Origin of the sequence: Bdellovibrio bacteriovorus (genome assembly GCF_048286975.1) — a bacterium.
GTDB lineage: Bacteria > Bdellovibrionota > Bdellovibrionia > Bdellovibrionales > Bdellovibrionaceae > Bdellovibrio > Bdellovibrio bacteriovorus_H.
Genome location: NZ_JBLVRT010000003.1, coordinates 241621 through 260275, shown reverse-complemented (window position 1 = coordinate 260275; position 18655 = coordinate 241621). Strand labels below are relative to the sequence as shown.

Below are 18655 nucleotides of genomic sequence, written 5' to 3'. Positions count from 1 at the left end.
TTTTTAACACAAGGACGTGGGAGCACATAAATGAAGTCGAGAATTCTTGTTGTCGATGACGAAGAATCAATACGCGAGTTTTTAGAGATCATGCTGAAAAAAGAAGGCTATGAGATCACTTTGGCTGAAGACGGCCAAAAGGCGAAAGACCTTCTTACGAAAAAAACATTTGATATGATCATCTCAGACTTGCAGATGCCCCATGTGACGGGGATCGAGCTTCTGAAGCACGTCAAAGAATCCTATCCGGATACAGTCTTCATGCTGATCACAGCGTTCGGTACAACCGAAACTGCGGTGGAAGCGATGAAGATGGGTGCGTATGATTATCTGACAAAACCATTCAAAATTGATGAAGTCCGTCTGAACATCCAGAACGCACTTCGTTCCCGCAATTTGGAAGTGGAAAACAGATCCTTGAAAAAGGAACTGGTAAAAGAATACTCCTTCCAGAACATGGTGGGGAATTCTCAGGCTATGCATGCGATCTACGATATGGTAAAGCGTGTCTCCCAGACGCCAACCAACGTTTTGATCACAGGGGAATCCGGTACAGGTAAAGAGGTTGTTGCCAAAGCCATTCACTATAATGGTCCGTTGAAAGATCGTCCGTTTGTAACAGTGAACTGCGGTGCCATCCCTGAGAACCTGATGGAATCCGAAATGTTCGGTCATAAAAAAGGCTCTTTCACCGGTGCGGTGGCTGATAAAGCGGGTCTTTTTGAAGTGGCTGACGGCGGTACTTTGTTCCTGGATGAGGTTGGTGAATTGCCACTGACGATTCAGGTAAAGCTTCTTCGTGCGATTCAAGAGCGTGTGATCCGCCGCGTGGGTGCGACAGAAGACATGAAGGTGGATGTGCGTATCATCGCCGCTACCAACCGTAACCTGGAAGACATGGTTCAAAAGGGCGGCTTCCGTCAGGATTTGTTCTATCGTCTGAATGTTATCAATATCAAAACGCCGGGTCTTCGTGAGCGTCGCGATGATATCCCGCTTTTGGCCAATCATTTCCTGAAAAAGTACAACGAACGCCTGAACAAAAACATCGGTGCAATCAGCGCGGATGCGATGGAAATCCTGAAAAAGTACGACTATCCAGGGAACGTGCGTGAGCTTGAAAATATGATCGAGCGCACCGTGGCTTTGGAAGGCGGGGCGACAATTCTTCCTGAATCCCTGCCACCGATGGTGAACACTTCTTCCGGTCGCAAGATGGCTTCCTCCAATGAAATCGAAATCGGTGACGATGGGGTTGATTTGGACAAGGTGATGGGTCAGATCGAAAAAGAACTTTTGATCAAAGCCATCCACTCTGCCGGCGGCGTGAAGAAGAGAGCTGCAAAGCTGCTTCACATCTCCTTCAGATCCATGCGATATCGCATCGAAAAGTATAATCTAGGCGTCGTCGGCGACGACGAACTCGACGATGAATAAGCGCCCGTTCCGGGCGACGTAATAAAACCGTTGAAAAAGGCCCCATCGACTGCGTTGTCGGCGGGGCTTCTCGCTTCGACGTGCTTGGAGCACGCCTGCGCTGCGATGCCACACCTCCGCCTTGCGCTGCGACCTTTTTGAACGGTTTTAACCGGTTGAAAAGGTCGTTTTGCTTTTGGGGCTTCAGCAAAGGTCCTGTCGAAGTGAAATCGAAAACGATTATCAAGTTTGATTATTCTCAATACGTTTTCAACTGTTGCCTTGGCTGCCTGATTCTGCAATCATTCGGGGGGTGGAGGTCTTATGACTAAAGAAAACAAAAAAGTAGTGGATCTTTTGAATGAAATTATCGAGATGGAGATCTCTGGCGTTGTTCGTTACTTGCACTATGCATTGATGGTGAAAGGACCGAACCGCATTCCAATCGTTAAATGGTTCCATGAGCAGGCTAACGAAGGTTACCAGCATGCTTCCTTGATGGGCGAAAAAGTGACAGCTTTGGGTGGTCACCCAACTTTGCGTGTGTCTCCGGTTCCTGAGACTAAAACCCACAAGGTTTTGGATATTCTGAAAGAAAGCCTTGAGTTCGAACAGGCTGCCTTGGCGAAGTACAAAGGCGTACTGAAGCATTGTGGTGATGACGTTGCTTTGGAAGAACTGATCCGTTCAATGGTGCGTATGGAAACTGAGCACATTGAAGAAGTGGTTAAGATGCTGGACACCACTCACTAGAGTGATCTGACATTCAGAATTGAAAAAGCCCGCGGTCATGCGGGCTTTTTATTTTTAAGACCTAGCGGCAGTTCAGATTGTGAACCAGGTCGCTGGCATAAGAATAGACCATGTCGTATTCGCCGTCGAATTCAGGGCGCTGGAACATCAATGACGCCACCAAATCAGTGACCTTCTGAGTGTCGCGCAGTTCTGGCAGGCTGATATCTGCAACCCGGAATGTGTTCGTCATTTGCCCCGTCAGTTTGTATTTTTTGTTGCCCGGCGCTTTGCTGACCAGGTCGTCATACTTGTGAGGTTTTTTGTCCCCCAGCGTGACTTCGGCATCATCACCATCCTGAACGATCTTCAGGGTGTGCGTGCTGGATGCAGAATCACATTGAGTGATTGTGACAAACGAAGCATTTGCGCTAAGCGCAGAAAAAATGATGGCAAAGGAAAGGGTCAGCTTCCACATGGTAAGGCCTCCTGATTTATTTGAGACCTTAGGTTGTAGCAGAGGGGATTCGCCCCCCTCCAGCTTCTTTTCCTTTATGACAGTAACTTAATCCTGCCCCTAGAATTCTGTGTCGAACACACCAAGAATCATGGCTTTGAAGTAGTTTCTCTTTAGTCGGTCATCGATCAGTCGGGAATCTTTTTTATACTGATTGTAGATACCCGTCATTTCGCGGTTATAGGCAGCACCATAAATCATCACACCGTTTTCCATGTCGTGGATGAAGCTGCGCTTGTTCAAGTTGACCGATCCCAGGAATGAATACACGTCATCAATCAAAACAATTTTTGAATGCAGAATCACCTTCGGCTCGGTGTACTCATAGATCGAAAGCTGTTGGAACAGGCGATTTACTGCCGGTTTGCTGGATTCACTCAGGATCCAGTCGACAGTGTCGCCCTTCAAATCCAGACGGGTGATCACGGTGACCTGAACCCCACGGGCGGCGGCTCGTTCCAGCGCTTCAACAATCTGTATTGGCGGGCGGAAATACGGTGTGGAGATCATGATTTTCTTTTTCGCGCTGTCGAGCATTTCCACATAGAACTGAATCAGGCGTTCGTCGTCTTTGAAGGGAACCGACATGAAGTGACGCACCAGCGGTTCGCGGTTGTTGAGGTAGGACGGGCTGGTTTGTGCGACCATCGGCACGTTGACGTTGATGCTGCGGAATTGCATCGTTTTATAATCACGATCCCACAGAGTCAGGAAGTGCGCTGCCACTTTTTCTGTAAAGTCCTTGTCGTGTATTTTGAATTCAAAATCACGCCAGTGAACGAAGCTTTCATCACCCTTAACATAGTTGACCATTTCCGGGCGGGGATAGTCGTAAGCTTTTTTAAAGATGAAGCCATCGTGAATGTTACGTCCACCGATGAAGGCCACGTTGTTTTTGGGCTCTTTCTTGGACAGGGTCAAAAACAGCTTCACGTGCATTGAACGGTGCAGGCGATCGAAGCGGTCGCTCAGGCTGCCGCCGGAAGGCACTTTGTATTTCAGCTCCTGCAACTGGATGTTCGGATTCTGGGCCTCAAGCTTGCGCAGCAGGACTTCATCTTTGTCCAAAGTGATCACTCCGGCCACCAGGATCTTTACTTTGGTGCCGCGTTTGGCGTGAAAATCAAGCAGACGCGCCATGAAAGTTCCATAGTAGTCCGCGCGGAATACCAGATAGGAAACATAGATGCTGTCCAGGTAAGGAGCCTTTGAAAAATCCAACGGAGCATAAGGATCGTGCAGGTCCATGAAGTGAGACGGAAGCGGCTGACCCAGCAGGGCTTCAGCTTTGGATTTCAGAGAGTCCACAGCTTCCGGCAAATTCACTACCGCCGGAACCGCTTGAGGGCAGGTCATCGAGGCGTACTTGTCAGTCATGAAGAACTTTTCGATGCCAGTCAGATTATCCGTGCGAGGCATCAGACAGCCTTCAACCAGATTGTGCAGATCGAGATATGGATTTGCCGGCTCAACAAAGCGAACACCGAACAGGGCCGGGGCGCCTGGGGGGCCGGCTTTCAATTCGCAGCTGGTCACGGAGCTGGCCGGGAGCAGGCGCAGGTTGTCGCCATTGTATTTGCTGTCGTACATGCGGAAAGTGGCTTTTTGGTTGGCCACAAATTTTTTGTCCGAGAACGTCTTTTTGATGCGGAACGGACCATCGCAGGTCACGGTCGCCTCAAAGTGTTCATTCTTGCGCTCTTCATTTGGATCATCAGTGCTGATCAGATAGTTCTTGATCTGCACCTCATAGTCTTTGGCATGCATGCGGTCGAATTTAAAAATGCGCTGAATCTGGCCGTTGCGAAGAGCGAAGTCCGTTGCGGAATTCATCTCAAGGCGCTGTTCCTGAGTGCGCCAGGATTCGTTGTTGCTTGTTAGAACTGAAACCGGGGTGTCAGCACGAAGTGCGTTGATGCGCTGCTGAGTCATTGCAGAGCTTTGATTCACGATCTGCAGCTGGCGTTCCTGTCGGGCGCTCATTTCTTTGTAAGCGCGTTCTTCGCGGGTTTCCTGAGGGAAGGAGTCTTTTTTGTGTGGATGTGGAGTGGTCTGCCGTCTTTTCAGAATCAGCAGCTGTTCTTTGTTCAGTTCGGCCTGCAGGTTGTCGCTGTAAAGCTTTTGCACGTAGAAGGCCACATCCGGCGGGACCTCGACTGAGCTGGGATTTCTTTGTGCCGGAGTCTGGCAGGAAATCAAAGTGGAGGAAAGAAGCAAAACACCAAGCAGCGTTCCAAAGTTTTCAGTCTTTTTCATTCTGAATTTATCGGAAAAACCTGACAAGGACATAACATTTTCCGGGATTACCAGAGCGTCATCTGTGTCTTCGCAGTCGGAGTATCAAAATGAGACAAAACAGGGGCATAATGGTCCTGCTTTTCGGAGGATCCGTGTTTCAGAATCAGGGACTGAAGGCCATAGCATTGTTCGAGGGGACCAAGGGTGTTTTCGTTTTGCTGGTGGGCTTCGAGCTTTTACATTTGTTGGGAGCTGACGTGCAAAATTCCAGTCAGCAAATTGTTCATCATCTGGGATTGGATCATGGTGCGCTGGCCGGTGTGTTTCGACGGCTTCTTGATCAGATCAGTAACTCCAGCGTTCGGATGATGGCGGTGGTGGCTTTACTGTATGCGACGTTAAGGCTGGTGGAGGCCGTGGGGTTGTGGCTTGCCAGGCCCTGGGCGGAATGGCTGGCGATCATTTCAGGCAGTCTTTATATTCCCGTTGAGATGTACAAGCTGATTCAGCACCCCACTTTGATTCGGATTTTGATCACCTTGGGGAATGTGGCCCTGGTTTACTATCTGATTCGGAGACGCAGGGGCGGTCGCTCTAATTTGTCACCCTCTCAGCCTTTTTAACAGGGGTGGGGGCTTTAAATGAACTATAAACCGTCTTACCCGGGCAAGGGGCTTGCAACAAGGGGTGGGTGGTATAAACCTTTGGAGGCTTTATGAAAAAGTGGATCTTGTTTTCTTTGATGTCGGTTATGGCTTCTTCGGCGATGGCGGATGGAACGATCACCTGCAAAGGGTTTGATGCTGATAAAAACAAGACGGAAGACGTACTGGTCATTGAGGCCGACATGGCGATTCTTCTGTCGGCTTCCAATAATGAAGGCTTCCTTTCTCCACGCTGGAAAAACGGAGAGGTGAAGGACTACGCCAATGACCTTTACGTGGTCACGTTGGATCGCAAGGCCAGCACCATCACGACGGATGACCTTCGATCAGGCACCCAGAAGGTCCACACGGACGCCAAGTGCCGTTATAACGGGGAGCCTGACGAAGGCTACTGAATATCAAAGCGCGCGTTGCAGAGGACTAGCCAGAACCGGCCAGGTGGATTTCTGGATCACCGGCCGGCCTTTAAATACCAATACACCGAAAGTTCCATAGTGGGTCAGGCGTGACGCCCACTCGGCAGGGTTGCTGTCAGCGCTCCAGCGCACCCACACCACGGTTTGTTGTGGATGGTTTTTAAGGCGCGCCACCAGAACTGTACTGACTTCGTTCAGATTATATTTCTGACCTTCAATGGAAATGGTGTCAGCCGTGATTTGCAGGTTCTGTTCAGCCAGCTGGGTTTTCATGAAGTTCACAAAGTTCTGCTGATCACCCACAAAGACCATCGATCCTTTAGCCGGGACATCCAAAGGCTCACCGCTGAAGTGAAGGACATCACTGCCTTCTGTTTTCCGGGACCACACCTCAACAAACTGCTTCGCAGAAGCATCGGCCGGGTCAAAGTAATAGTGAATCTCAGCAGATCCCAAAACGCTGGACAACGTTGCCGGGCGCTCTTCCGTGTAAAGACGACGGAAAAGTCGGAAGTCCGGATCAACTGAAACCTTCACCGGGCGGGATGGAGACGTCAAAGAATAGAACTGGGTCTTGTCGGAAAGACGCGCCAGTTGGCGGATCTCTGCACCGGATTCCAGCGTCCAGATCACCGGGATGTTCAGATCATAAAGATCCGTCTGCTTTTGGCTGAGCACATAGGTGGTGCTGGTGGATCCGTCGTGCCATTTCATGATACGCACATCACCCAGTTCAATTTCTGGTGCACCTTTGCGATCCAGCCACTGGCTGAAGAACGTTTCCAGATTCTGGTTGGTGACGGACTCGAAGCTGTTTTGAATGTCAGTGAAAGAGGCTTTCTTAAACAGATTGCGTGTATAGAAATCCTGCAAGGACTTGTGGAAGGCCTCTTTGCCAAAACGGAATTCCAGCATATGGAACAGCATCATGGACTTGCCATACCCCACGGCCTGAGAGCTCGAATTATGACGTCCGCGGAACTGACGAAGCGGGAAGTCTTTTTCCGGGCTGCTCGCAACAAAGTCCATATAGTTCAACAAGGTGTTCATGCGGTAGGTGCGCTCGCTGCCGGCTTTTTCCTGCTGCCAGTAATCAGCCATATAGGTCGTAAGACCCTCGCACCAGTTGCCTTTTTCATAGTCCACATAAACGCTGTTGCCCCACCAGTTGTGCAGCACTTCGTGTGGCAGGGAAGAATTCAGGATAAATGGCAGGCGCAAAACAGTGGGCCCCAAGAGCGTGAAGCCTGGCATGCCATAGCCGGTTTCCCAGAAGTTCTCAACCACGCTGAAAGATGAATACGGATAAGGCGCAATGATCTGGGAATAGTGTTTGATGTATTCTGGAACCAGACTCAAAAAACTTTGAGCCAGGGCTGGATCATCTTTGCGCAGAAGAACCTGCACCTTTTTGCCTGAGGGAGTATCGACCTGATAGCTTTTGAAGGGGCCTGCCACCAGATAGATTTCTTCCTGCGGATAAATTTCGACAAAGCGGGAGGTGCGAATCGAGCCTTCCACCACGGTGCTGGCGATCTGGCCCTGCACCAAAGACATCCAGTCACCTGGGGTCTGCACCGTGACGTCAAAACTTTTCTGAACACCCAGGAAGAATGGATACCAGTAGGTGCTGCCAAACAGGGTTGCACCTTCCGGAGCAATCAGGCCGTTGCTGTTGTCGTTCAGAACCGGATCAAAGATCACACCGAAATACTGCAAGCTGACTTTGCTGTCGATGTTTCCCAATGTCAGGCCGTATTCGGCATAGGGTTCTTTTTGGGTTGCTGGGTGAAGCAATACGACGGAATCGTCACTGCTGGTCACAGAGACTTGCAGATCCTTGTGCAGCAGAAAGCTGACTTTGCGGGGAGAGTCCTTGGGAAAAGTCAGAGTGTCCTGTGCCTTGATCATCTTCAGGCCCGGATAAAGCTCGACATTCAGTTTGTGATGCAAAGTCTGGCCGTGGGACTGCATGGAAACGAGCAAAATGAACAGCAGACCGACTACGATCAACAACTTGTTAAGCGCTTGCGCTTTGGACATGATTTACCTCTGAAAACGGGGTCTGTATTTACGCCCGTCACAGGGTAACGTCAAAGGGATTTCAGTTTGTTCTCAAGCGGGAGCGCAGGATCAAACAGAAGTTGAATTTTCTTCCATTTCTCGCAGTGCGGGGCCTCGATAGAGACTTTTTCGCCACTCCAGGGGTGAGTGAACTCCATGCGCAGGGCTTTCAGGCACAAACCCTCGATATCCAAGTGGTTTCTGAAGAAACGGTTGTGGTGGGAATCGCCATGAACGGCGTCCCCCAGCAAGGGATGGGAGATGCGGTTGAAGTGACGGCGGATCTGGTGGTATCGGCCGGTGTGGGGGATGACCTCCACCCAAGAATAGCGGGCGGTGGGGAACTTTTTACCGACAGCCACCGGGAATTCCACGGTGGCCAGGCGTTTAAAGCTGGTCCGAGCGTCCACCAGGTCGCCGGTGGAATCCAGTTCCAACGGCAGCTCCACTTCGCCTTCTTCTTTCACGTAACCGCGCACCACAGCCTGATAGGTTTTATGGGTGGCGCGTTCAGTGAACAGGCGGCACAGTTTGCTGGCGGATTCCGAAGAAAGTGCAAACAGCAGCACGCCACTGGTGCCGGCATCCAGGCGATGCACTGGATACACGTGCTGTTTCATCATGCGGCGGGCATGATAAAGGCAGATCTTGTCGCGGGAAACACGGTGCTGGACATTCTCGTGGGGATGCACGTGAAAGCCGGAAGGCTTGTTCACGGCAATAAAGTATTCATCTTTGTACAGTAACTCCACGAGGATCCTTTATCACTCTTGTCCGGCCCAGATGTAATAGACGCTGCCGCCTTTAAGCTGGGAGACCACAGTGTTAATGTGTTTTTGCTCTACCGCCGGGCAGCCCTGACTGCGTCCCAGAGGTTTATACTGGGGATCGACATACCAGGCGCCGTGCACGACGATGGCGCGGTTCATGGCCTGATCGTTGGTTTTTTCAAGCCCCACCAGACGCATTGAGCGGCCATGTTTACCACTGTATTCCGCACCGGTCACGTACATCCCGATGGAGGACATGTAAGAGCCCTCTTTATTGGAAAATTTCTTGGCCATCCCGGTGTGGGAGGGGTCTGAGCCCTTGCCGTGGGCGGTCAGATAGTGCGTGACCAGGCCCGTTTTCATGTCCACCACATACATTCGTTTGTTGTTGGAGCTTTGAGTGAAATCAATCACCGTCAGATAGTTTTTGTTGGTGATCTTGTCAAAATAAACGTCGTAATAGCGAAGCGCTTTGGTCAGAGCTTTGGTGGGAATTTCACGCTGAGGATCCACATAATCGTACTTGCTCAAATCCACTTCAGACGGACGAAGTTCGGCAAATGCCGGGGCGACAAAAAACAGGCTGGCGATCAAAGTCAGAAAATATGTTTTCATAAGTCAGTCTCCGTCTTGTTCCAATCGGAGCTTTCGGCGCGGACTTGACGTCGGGATGAACTCATCTAGACTTAGGCAGGAGGCCCGGAATGAGACACAAGGCGATTCTGTACAGCGATTTCAATTGTCCGTTCTGTTATGCCCTTGAAGAACGCCTGGTGGTGAAGAACCTGATGCCTGAAATCGACATCGCTTTTCCCATCGGCAAACCCAACACTTTGAAAGCCATTCAGTATTCGATCGCGGCTTCAAGGCATGAGCCGCTGCTGGGCTTGGTGTTCAGGCATACTCTGGCCCGGGAATTCTGGGTGAACGGGGAAGACATTTCCGATGAGGCTTTCATCAAAACTGTGGCTCATCAGTTTCAGTTTGATTCTTTGAGGGTCGACAGTGCCGGATGGGCTTGCAACCGGTGGAAGTGTTAAAGACCTTTTTCGGTGAATGACTGTTGATTTGCACTTGTGCCGGCATAGCTTTGAGTTCGCAAGCCCCCTTTGAGAAGATAGGCTTATTGCGAAGGAGGAACGGCCATGAAAAGCCACAAAGTGCTTTTTGTTCTGACCAGCACCGAGCAGCTTGGTGATACCGGCCATCACACGGGCGCTTATCTTTCCGAAATCACACATCCCTATGATGAGTTTGTGCGTGCAGGATATGAAGTGGATATGATCAGTCCGCTGGGAGGCAAAGTTCCCCTGGACGGAGTGAAAATGGACGATCCTCTGAATGCCACCTGGATGAATGATGAAGAGTTTTTATCCAAAGTCGAAGGCACGGTGAAACCCTGGCAGGTTTCAGGTCGTGACTATTGCGCGATCTTTTTTGCCGGCGGGCATGGGACGATGTTTGATTTTCCGGAAAACCTGCAGTTGCAAAAGCTGACGGCGGAAATTTATGAAAATAATGGCGTGGTCGGGGCCGTTTGTCATGGCCCTGCGGCACTGGTGAATGTCCGTCTTTCAAATGGCCAATATCTGGTGAAAGGCCATGAAGTTTCCAGCTTCACCAACGATGAAGAAGAGTTTGTCGGGATGGAAAAGGCCGTTCCATTTCTGCTGCAGACGCGCCTGCAGGAGCGGGGCGCGCATCATACGTCTTCACCCAAGTTTGCCGGGCACGTGGTTAAAAGCGGCCGCCTGGTGACCGGGCAGAATCCCGCTTCGGCGGCCGGAGTTGGCAAAGCCATGGTGGAAGTTTTGGAATTCATCGAAGAAGGGCGCATCGTGCCGGAACAGAACTGGTGTGAGTGGCATGAACCGCAGCAGCTCCATCGAGGTGGTTTGTGACGGCGGATTCGCGCATCATCGCCAAAAGCCCCCGGTTTCTCGAGGTGCTGGAGCTGGCCCGTCTGGTGGCGGCCAGTTCTGCCAATGTATTGATCACCGGGGAAAGTGGCACCGGTAAAGAAGTCATCGCCCGGTTGATTCACGATCAAAGTGCCAGACAGCGCAAAACCTTTGTGCCCATCAATTGCTCGGCCATTCCAGAACCTTTGTTGGAATCTGAACTTTTCGGGTATGCCCGTGGCGCATTCACCGGTGCGATGAATGCCCGGCAGGGCCTCTTTGAAGAGGCTGATGGCGGGACCCTGTTCCTGGATGAGATCGGTGATCTGGATCTGCACCTGCAGGCCAAGCTTTTGCGTGTACTGCAGGAAAAGAAAGTCAAAAGAGTAGGGGAAAATCATTATCGCCCTTTGAATCTGCGGATCGTGGCGGCGACCCACAATGATTTGGAAGGTGATGTGCAGGAAAAACGCTTTCGCGAGGATCTGTATTTTCGTCTGAAGGTGGTTTCGATCAAGATTCCGCCGCTGCGTGAACGCAGCGAGGACATTCTGCCTCTGGCGCATTATTTCCTGGATAAATTCACGCGGCGCTATCAGATGCCGGAAAAAAAATGGGGCCGGGACGTCGAGGAATTTCTGCTGACCAGGCCGTGGATGGGAAATGTGCGCGAGCTTGAAAACACCATCGAGCGGGCCGTGGTGCTAAGTCCCGCCGGGGTGATACCGTTGAAAGTTCTGCAGGACGATCTGCAGGTGCGGGAATGCAGCCTGGATCAGATTTTTGAGAAAATGCACCAGACCCAGGGACGTATTCTTTCTTTGGAGGAGTTGAGCAGAGCCTATATAGAATTTGTCTTAAAGACGAATCGGGGAGCCCGTGAAAAAAGCTCCCGCGATTTGGGAATAGACCGTAAAACCCTATACCGGAAAACTCACGCGCCTCTTCAGTGAAGATTTGCAGAGGGGCGTTCGGCTTCAGCACGGGCGCGGTGCAGTTCTGACTCTGTGCCGGATTCAGGTGCTGGAGGTGCGGTGCCAGTGCGTTGCGCACGACGCATTTCTCGCTCCCGCACAAAGTCCATAACCAGGGCCGACAGAGCGGATTCCAAAGATCCGGCATGAAGTTCCTGCTGGCGTTTGAATTCGGCCTCGGCAGCTTCACGGCGTCGATCAGCGGCGCGCACACCCGGCCAGGCAAAGAAGTAAACATAACTTAAGCCCCCGACGGCCGCGGCGGTCAGACACAGGCTTGTGATCAGGGTTGCATTCCAGAACACGAAGCCCGTTGTGTCGTATTGACTGGTGGCTTCGGTGATAAACATAAAGACACCGCCACAGACAAAGGCGATGGCCCCCAGGCCTGTCATCGACAGGAAGACTGCGGTACGGCTGCGGATGGTGATGGCGTCATAAATTTCCAATGCAGTGTCCTTCAGACTGTGACGGGGTCTGTTACTGCCTTTGCCTAAATTCATGATGAAAGGAAGTATAAATCCTAACCACTTCATAGCATTCTCCTGGGTGTACAAAAAGGCCCCTGGCGGGGCCTTTTTGATTTTAGTGTTTGCGGTTGATCAGGGCTCCGGCCACAAAGCCTACTGCGGCGGCTCCGAGGATGGCATAGAAAGGATGGGCCTTCACAAGGTCTTCAGAAGCCTCCACACCTTCTTTCACTCTGGATTCCACAGCATGATAGCGGTCGCTCCATGCACTCTTTTCAAGCTCCTGAGCCACGTTTTCTTTGATGTCGCCCATTTTCTTTCTGAATTCGCCTGTAGTAGCTTCCATGGCATTTCTCCTTTTCTCATGGTTAATGTTACGAGCAATGCAACTCAAAGTAAGACGGTAGCAGCATTGGTGCCATGCTCAGCTTCAAAGAGGTGGCAGTACAACGACTTGCAGAGGCAAATAGTCCCCGCTGGACTGGAAACTTGCCCCGCACCCGGTCTTTGCGTTAGCATGACGGCATGATTAAAACCTTCGTACTTGTTTCTGCTTTTTCTGCAATCGCGTATGCGAATCCCTGTCATGAAAACCGGGCGGCCCTGGATCTTGGGTCCGGGACCACGAAAGCCTATGTGGCGACGGTCGACACGTGTGAAAAGAAAATTGTGAAGGTGCTGTTCGAGGAACGTCTGCCTTTGGCATTCAATGAGGCCCTTGAAAAATCACCGACCAAGGAAATACCGGAAGCAACTGTCCGGGAATACACTCCGCGAATTGAATTGCTGCTGCAAAAAGTGAAAACCTACAACGTCAAACGCATTAATGCAGTGGCAACCTCGGTGTTTCGTGTGGCGAAAAACGGGCAGTCCGTGGCCAAAGGCATTTCCAAAAAACTGGAGATTCCAATCGAGGTCATCAGCCAGGAGCAAGAGGCCGAACTGGGGTACTGGTCCGCACTGGCTCAGCGGGGAATCTCTGACACGGATAATCTGATCGTGTGGGATATCGGCGGGGGATCGATGCAGATGTATTCCCGTGAAAAAGGCAAAGTGCATATCTTTGAAGGAAATCTGGCATCGGTGACTTTCAAGAATCAAATTCTGCAGGTGCTGCAATTTAAGGATCCAAAAAAGGAATCATCCCCGAATCCTTTGGGTCGTCAGCGCGAGGCCGCTTTACAGCTGGCAAAGAATCATGCTTACTTGAATGTGCCGGCTTATTTCAAAGCCAAAGCACCTGCAGCCCGCTGGGTGGGTGTGGGTGGTGTGATTTCGATGTCCGTGCAAAAGCAGGTGCATGCGGGCGGCTCTGAATTCACGCAAAGTGCCTTGGAAGAGACCTTGATAAAAAGGTCCCAGCTGAAAGATTCCGAAATCGAAAGTGAATACCGTATTTCAGACATTTCCAATCTGGCTTTGGTTCTGGGGTATATGAAAGCACTGAAGATCGAAAAGGTCGAAACTGCCCAGGCCTCTTTGGGCCAGGGCCTGATATTTAAGAATTTAAAATAGCCGCGGCCGGCGACTGACTGGGCATGTCCTCTTTGGACAGCACCACCACCTCGCCCCCATGCCGGATCACTTCGCAGGCGATGTCATCCAGAATATCGTCATCCTTGGCATTGGTTTGTTTTTCATGGAAGGTGATCTGACCGCTTTTACGGTGCAGTTCGCCCCAGATTTCACTGTTGTTTTGTAAGAACAGCGTGCGTACATGGCCATTGATAGCGGCGCGGCTGATTTTTACCAGATCGTCGATCACCTTTTTCTGATGATTCATTTTTTCCAATTCATAGGCCGACAGATTGCGCTGCTGCGCCAGTTCTTTTTTGACGTGAATCTGCGCCTGATGAATCAGCGCCTCCATACGCGGGGATGACTTGGACGGATCCATTTTGAAAAACACAGCACTGGGGTGCGATGTGACTTCTTTGTAGGTGTGAAACATATTTTCACCCGCAAACACAAACAGAGGGACTTGTTTGTAACCAGGTTCGCGGCTGATCTTGGCTTCGATCCAGCGCAAGAAGAGCTTCACACCGGATTTTTTCTTGCACTGGTTGTCGTCAAGGCCCCGGCCACGCATGTGACTTTTCAGGTGCGGGATCTGCGAGGTTTCGGTTTCATCCAGGTGCTTCCAGTGAATGCTGTTGCTGTGTTGCCCCTGGTGAAAAAGGAAATTGTGAATTTCAGTGCCGCTACCGCCATCACAATGAAGCAGCACGGCCTCCAGCGGGGTCAGTGTCAGGATGTGGTAGCTGCTTTCACCTTGAAGGTCCTCCAGCAAAGGTTTTAGGTGGAAGCTTTCGGCCACCACCACTTTGGACGGGACGGTGTGGGCGGCCATATAGAAGCCCTTCCAATGTTTGTTCACAAAGATGGCCATACCAAAATCCGAGCGTTGAAGGTGCTCCGCCGGGTTGAATGAATACAGCGAATCCAAAAGTTCTTTCTTTTCACCATTTTTTGCATCCAACGACAGCAGATGAGCGGCTCGGCGCACCAGTGTCTCGTACTCCAAAAGCAGAGTCTTATCAGGCATACCGGGGATGTAAATCGAAATACACGGACCTTCATTCACAGAGGTCAGCATTAATAAATCATCGTGGGTGAGTTTTTCAAGCATGGCAACTCCTGGGACGAAGAGGGAATCTCTCTATAATCCGTTCTTTCCCTAGCGAACTCAAAGTGTCTTGTGACAGTCCAGTGTAAGGGGTCAGCTTGTGGCACATAACCACCAGCCGCTATAGTGAAAGGAGAATCCTCAACTTCCAAGAAAAGAGGACAGTCATGAAAACATGGATTGTAGTCGTCAATCGAGTTGAAGCCAAAGTTTTTGAAAGCGACGGTAAAGGACACAAAGGGGATGTGAAGTTCGTGCAAAAGCTTGAAAATCCCCGTGGACGTCTGAAATCCCAGGACATCAATGCGGATAAGCCGGGATTCTCTCCGGGCGTGGCAGGGCATGGGGGCACCAAAGAAAAAGCCCAGTCACCCACTGATCGTGTGTCACAGATGTTTGCAAAAAGGGTTTCTGATTATCTGGAAGAAGCCCGTTATGCGAACTCCTTCGATGAAGTTGTGCTGATCGCCGCACCTCAGTTTTTGGGACGCATGCGAAGCATGTTCAGCGGACCGTTAAAAGAAGTGGTATCCATGGAAATTCCTAAAGATCTGGGCCCTGCAGTCACCGGACCGGATTTGCGGGACAGATTATGGCCTGCTCCGGAGGTACGACATGAACTCTGATTTTAAAAAGCCGATACAGAATCAGCGCGGTAAACTGGGCTGGATCTTCCTGTGGTTGATCGGTATCCCAGTTCCCATTCTGCTGATTCTGTTTCTGATTCGAGGCTGCACTTAAAGTGGAGCATTCCAAAGCTGGAAGTACATCTTGCGGTTTTGCAGAAGTTCTTGATGTGTGCCGCTTTCCACCACGCCCCCCTGGGCGACAACATAGATGTTGTCTGCCTGAGTGACGGTGGACAGGCGGTGCGCGATCACGATGGTCGTGCGACCTTTGGTGGCTTCCGCTAAAGAGGCCTGAATCACCGCTTCGGTTTCATTGTCCACCGCTGAAGTGGCTTCATCCAAAATCAAAACCGGCGGGTTTTTCAAAATCACCCGCGCAATGGAAATGCGTTGACGTTGACCACCGGACAGTTTCTGCCCACGTTCACCAATCACCGTGTCCAGTCCTTCTGGAAGCTTTTCGATAAATTCCATCGCATGGGCTTTGTTTGCGGCATCCAATACAGCCTCACGAGTGGCACCGGGGCTGCCATAGGCGATATTGTCATAAATGCTTCCGTGGAACAGGAACACGTCCTGACTGACCAGACCAATCTGTGAACGCAGATCTTTTGGATCACAGTCCGCAGTGTTCTGACCACCGAACAGAATCTTTCCTGCCGACGGTTTATAGAACCCCAAAAGCAGTTTTGTGACGGTGGATTTACCAGAACCCGTAGGGCCGACAATCGCCACGGTCTTTCCTGCCGGCACCTGGATATTGACGTTATTTAGAACCGGCACACCATTGCTGTAGGCGAAATCAAGATGGGAGAACTCAATGCCTTTGGCATGATCAAATTCGCGGGCCGCTTTGGTGGATTCCAGATTCACCGGGGTTTTGATCAGATCCAAAACTCGGTCAGCCGAAGCCATCGCACGTTCAAACAGATCCACGGTGTCAGCAAGGCCCGTCAACGGCCACAATAGACGCTGGGTCAGGAAGACCAGCACGCCATAGAATCCGACGTTCAAGTCTCCGCGCAGGGCCATCTGGCCCCCCATAACGAAGGTGGCGATAAAGCCCATCAAGACCGCCATACGAATCAAAGGATTGAAGGCCGAAGAGACTTTGATCGCCTCTTTGTTGGACTGAAGATAAGTCATACTGTCATTGGCAACTTTTTTGGATTCCAACAATTCGGAGGTGAAACTTCGAATGGTCGCCATGCCGGAAATATTATTCGCCAGACGAGATCCGATCTGACCGGCTTTTTCACGCACATCCAAATACAACGGTGCCGCGCGTTTTTGGAAGTAGAAGGCGCCCCACAGGATTACCGGGATCGGCAGGAAGGCGAAGATGGCGATACTTGGTGCCAGAGCAAAGAACACGGCGCCAATCAATACCACGGACGTGAAGACCTGAATCAAACTGTTCATGCCGCCGTTCAGGAAGCGTTCCAATTGATTGATGTCATCATTCAGGATTGAAACCAGGCCGCCGGTGCTGCGATCTTCAAAGAAGGACATATCCAGTCTTTGCAGGTGATCATAGGCTTCGGTGCGGAATTCGTGTTGCAATGACTGGGCAAGCCCGCGCCATTTCAAAAGCAGCAGATACTCAAACAGGGATTCACAGATCCAGATCAGCAAAGTCAGAACTGACAGCAAAATCAGCTGATGTCCCGGGTCTTCAACGCCCCATTTTGCCAGGAAGGATTTTTCCTGATTGGCGACGACGTCAATCGCGATACCGATCAGAATTTCCGGCGCAATATCGAAGGTTTTATTTAGAAACGAAAACAGACTTCCCAAATAGAAGTCACGACGGTGTTTCTTGGTGTAAGAAAAAAGGCGAGCGAACGACGTAAATGATGAAGAGTGTGCCATGGCGAATTGTCTACACCTGTCCGCACCCTGGGTCCATCTCAAAATGCCGTTATCGTCATAAGTGAAAGCTCAATGAACGACGGGCCCGCGATTACCGAGCGGGCAGGGTGTTTTGCAGACGGTGTGAAATCTGTGAAAGTACTGCGTGATAGTCCCCCGAGTCCGTCACAATGGTTTGAGCATGCCTTTTAGAGGGTTCTACAAACTCGTCATGCATGGGTCTGACCTGAAGCTCAAACTGCCTTTTGACGCCCTCCGGGGTGCGCCCGCGTTCATGCACATCGCGGTGCAAACGGCGTTGAAAGCGCAGGTCTTCCGGGGTGTCAAAAAAGACGGCTTCATCCAGCTCGGCTCGGACCTCGAGTGAGTGCAGGATCAAGATCCCGTCGACGATGATGACCTTTTTGGGACTTTCCAGCAGTGTTTCGCGTTTACGGGAGTGGGTGACAAAATCATAGATCGGCACATGCAAGGGCTGGCCCTTTTTTAGGGTCTGAAGGCCCCGCGCCAGCAAGGCAAAGTCCAAGGCGTGCGGGTGATCGAAGTTCACCGAGCCCCCATCACCATCAAAACGAGCGGACTGGTCGATGTAGTAATTGTCCTGATAAAGAATGCTGCAGTTTTCAGAACCCAGCATCTTTTGCAGTTCTTTGGCGAAGTATGTTTTGCCAGAGCCGCTGCCGCCAGCGACTCCGATAATGTGGGGACGATTCATAACACCTACTTGGTTTGGAACAGACGGTCTCCGGCATCACCCAGGCCCGGCACCAGATAGCCCATTTCATTCATCTCGGTTTCAATGTTGACCGTATAGACTTCAACATCCGGGTGATAGTGATGAACTTTGTCCAGACCAGTTTGGCTGGTCAAAATGCTGATGACTTTGATTTGACCGACGCCATAGTTTTTCAGACGGTCAATTGCTGCAATCATCGTGTCAGCGGTGGCGATCAAAGGATCGCACAAAAGCACATCCTTGCCTTTGATGTCCTGAGGCATTTTGAAATAGTATTCCACCGTGTTGTGGATGAATTTGTCGCGATAGATGCCGATAAATCCGGTGCTCGCAAAAGGCAGCATGGAAAGGGCGCCATCCAGCATGCCATTTCCAGCACGCATGATGGAAACCACCACCGGCGCGCGCACAATGCGTTGTGCTTCGGTTTTGGCGATCGGGGTTTCAATGGCGATTTTTTCCAGGTGCTGCCAGTCGCGCATGGCCTCGTAAACCAGAACTTTGGAGATTTCTTTGACGATCTCGCGGAAGTCCTGGGAATAGGTGTTTTTATCGCGCAGGTAACCCAGCTTATGACGAAGCAGGGGATGGTCGATGACTTTGACTTTTGAATTCACAAAATGCTCCTT

21 protein-coding genes are annotated in these 18655 nt (G+C 51.0%); 10 read left to right on the top strand and 11 right to left on the bottom strand.

Annotated features, from left to right (window positions below; genetic code table 11):
• Positions 1-30: 30 nt before the first annotated feature.
• Both ACNQKP_RS11960 and ACNQKP_RS11955 read left to right on the top strand, forming a co-directional pair.
• Complete coding sequence (locus ACNQKP_RS11960; RefSeq protein ID WP_417864922.1) at positions 31-1437, top strand: sigma-54-dependent transcriptional regulator; 1407 nt, start codon at positions 31-33, stop codon at positions 1435-1437.
• A 303-nt stretch (positions 1438-1740) separates the two neighbouring features.
• Positions 1741-2169, top strand: coding sequence for a ferritin-like domain-containing protein (locus ACNQKP_RS11955; RefSeq protein WP_417864921.1), 429 nt, complete (start codon positions 1741-1743; stop codon positions 2167-2169).
• 61 nt (positions 2170-2230) lie between these two features.
• On the opposite strand, the gene ACNQKP_RS11950 is transcribed toward ACNQKP_RS11955, so the two are convergent.
• Together ACNQKP_RS11950 and ACNQKP_RS11945 are read right to left on the bottom strand one after the other, a co-directional pair.
• Entirely contained in the window at positions 2231-2626 is a 396-nt protein-coding gene (locus ACNQKP_RS11950) for a hypothetical protein (RefSeq protein WP_417864920.1), read from the bottom strand.
• Between the two features lie 99 nt (positions 2627-2725).
• A complete protein-coding gene (locus tag ACNQKP_RS11945; RefSeq protein ID WP_417864919.1) occupies positions 2726-4921 on the bottom strand; it encodes a phospholipase D-like domain-containing protein in 2196 nt (731 codons plus the stop codon).
• A 134-nt stretch (positions 4922-5055) separates the two neighbouring features.
• On the opposite strand from ACNQKP_RS11945, the gene ACNQKP_RS11940 reads away from it, so the two are divergent.
• Positions 5056-5526, top strand: a complete 471-nt coding sequence (locus ACNQKP_RS11940) for a DUF2127 domain-containing protein (protein ID WP_417864918.1) — start codon at positions 5056-5058, stop codon at positions 5524-5526.
• Positions 5527-5618: 92 nt separating this feature from the next.
• On the top strand, positions 5619-5963 hold the full coding sequence (locus ACNQKP_RS11935) for a hypothetical protein (protein ID WP_417864917.1): 345 nt from the start codon (positions 5619-5621) through the stop codon (positions 5961-5963).
• Positions 5964-5966: 3 nt separating this feature from the next.
• Here the strand turns inward: ACNQKP_RS11935 and ACNQKP_RS11930 are convergent, their stop codons facing one another.
• The 3 genes from ACNQKP_RS11930 to ACNQKP_RS11920 are packed head-to-tail and all read right to left on the bottom strand — an operon-like array spanning position 5967 to position 9433.
• Complete coding sequence (locus ACNQKP_RS11930; RefSeq protein WP_417864916.1) at positions 5967-8027, bottom strand: M1 family metallopeptidase; 2061 nt, start codon at positions 8025-8027, stop codon at positions 5967-5969.
• A gap of 50 nt (positions 8028-8077) precedes the next feature.
• A complete protein-coding gene (locus tag ACNQKP_RS11925) occupies positions 8078-8800 on the bottom strand; it encodes a pseudouridine synthase (protein WP_417864915.1) in 723 nt (240 codons plus the stop codon).
• Positions 8801-8812: 12 nt separating this feature from the next.
• Positions 8813-9433 carry a murein L,D-transpeptidase catalytic domain family protein gene (locus tag ACNQKP_RS11920; RefSeq protein WP_417864914.1) on the bottom strand — a complete coding sequence of 207 codons (621 nt, stop codon included), beginning with the start codon at positions 9431-9433 and terminating at the stop codon, positions 8813-8815.
• 89 nt (positions 9434-9522) lie between these two features.
• On the opposite strand from ACNQKP_RS11920, the gene ACNQKP_RS11915 reads away from it, so the two are divergent.
• From ACNQKP_RS11915 to ACNQKP_RS11905, 3 genes are all read left to right on the top strand, one after another.
• Positions 9523-9858 carry a hypothetical protein gene (locus ACNQKP_RS11915; protein ID WP_417864913.1) on the top strand — a complete coding sequence of 112 codons (336 nt, stop codon included), beginning with the start codon at positions 9523-9525 and terminating at the stop codon, positions 9856-9858.
• Between the two features lie 105 nt (positions 9859-9963).
• Positions 9964-10719 (top strand): type 1 glutamine amidotransferase domain-containing protein, encoded by a 756-nt coding sequence (locus tag ACNQKP_RS11910; RefSeq protein WP_417864912.1) that lies wholly within the window; start codon positions 9964-9966, stop codon positions 10717-10719.
• Positions 10716-11672 carry a sigma-54 interaction domain-containing protein gene (locus tag ACNQKP_RS11905; protein ID WP_417864911.1) on the top strand — a complete coding sequence of 319 codons (957 nt, stop codon included), beginning with the start codon at positions 10716-10718 and terminating at the stop codon, positions 11670-11672. The genes ACNQKP_RS11910 and ACNQKP_RS11905 overlap by 4 nt, the downstream gene beginning before the upstream one ends.
• On the opposite strand, the gene ACNQKP_RS11900 is transcribed toward ACNQKP_RS11905, so the two are convergent.
• Both ACNQKP_RS11900 and ACNQKP_RS11895 read right to left on the bottom strand, forming a co-directional pair.
• Positions 11666-12229, bottom strand: a complete 564-nt coding sequence (locus tag ACNQKP_RS11900; protein WP_417864910.1) for a hypothetical protein — start codon at positions 12227-12229, stop codon at positions 11666-11668. The genes ACNQKP_RS11905 and ACNQKP_RS11900 overlap by 7 nt on opposite strands.
• Positions 12230-12278: 49 nt before the next feature.
• Positions 12279-12509, bottom strand: a complete 231-nt coding sequence (locus ACNQKP_RS11895) for a glycine zipper domain-containing protein (protein WP_015090670.1) — start codon at positions 12507-12509, stop codon at positions 12279-12281.
• 179 nt (positions 12510-12688) lie between these two features.
• Here ACNQKP_RS11895 and ACNQKP_RS11890 point away from each other — a divergent pair, with 179 nt between their 5' ends.
• On the top strand, positions 12689-13678 hold the full coding sequence (locus tag ACNQKP_RS11890) for a Ppx/GppA phosphatase family protein (RefSeq protein WP_417864909.1): 990 nt from the start codon (positions 12689-12691) through the stop codon (positions 13676-13678).
• Here ACNQKP_RS11890 and ACNQKP_RS11885 read toward each other — a convergent pair.
• On the bottom strand, positions 13662-14792 hold the full coding sequence (locus tag ACNQKP_RS11885; protein WP_417864908.1) for a hypothetical protein: 1131 nt from the start codon (positions 14790-14792) through the stop codon (positions 13662-13664). The genes ACNQKP_RS11890 and ACNQKP_RS11885 overlap by 17 nt on opposite strands.
• Positions 14793-14956: 164 nt before the next feature.
• Between ACNQKP_RS11885 and ACNQKP_RS11880 the strand changes: the two genes are divergently transcribed.
• The gene (locus ACNQKP_RS11880; RefSeq protein WP_417864907.1) at positions 14957-15415 is read left to right on the top strand and encodes a host attachment protein; all 459 of its coding nucleotides are present in this window, start codon (positions 14957-14959) and stop codon (positions 15413-15415) included.
• Positions 15405-15530: a hypothetical protein gene (locus ACNQKP_RS11875; protein ID WP_417864906.1), complete on the top strand. Its 126-nt coding sequence runs from the start codon at positions 15405-15407 to the stop codon at positions 15528-15530. Before ACNQKP_RS11880 ends, ACNQKP_RS11875 begins: the two co-directional genes overlap by 11 nt.
• Here ACNQKP_RS11875 and ACNQKP_RS11870 read toward each other — a convergent pair.
• The 3 genes from ACNQKP_RS11870 to upp form a co-directional block, all read right to left on the bottom strand.
• Entirely contained in the window at positions 15527-17290 is a 1764-nt protein-coding gene (locus ACNQKP_RS11870) for an ABC transporter ATP-binding protein (RefSeq protein ID WP_417864905.1), read from the bottom strand. The genes ACNQKP_RS11875 and ACNQKP_RS11870 overlap by 4 nt on opposite strands.
• Before the next feature lie 91 nt (positions 17291-17381).
• The gene (gene udk, locus ACNQKP_RS11865) at positions 17382-18005 is read right to left on the bottom strand and encodes a uridine kinase (RefSeq protein ID WP_417864904.1); all 624 of its coding nucleotides are present in this window, start codon (positions 18003-18005) and stop codon (positions 17382-17384) included.
• A gap of 5 nt (positions 18006-18010) precedes the next feature.
• Positions 18011-18643 (bottom strand): uracil phosphoribosyltransferase, encoded by a 633-nt coding sequence (gene upp / locus ACNQKP_RS11860; protein WP_417864903.1) that lies wholly within the window; start codon positions 18641-18643, stop codon positions 18011-18013.
• Positions 18644-18655: the final 12 nt, after the last annotated feature.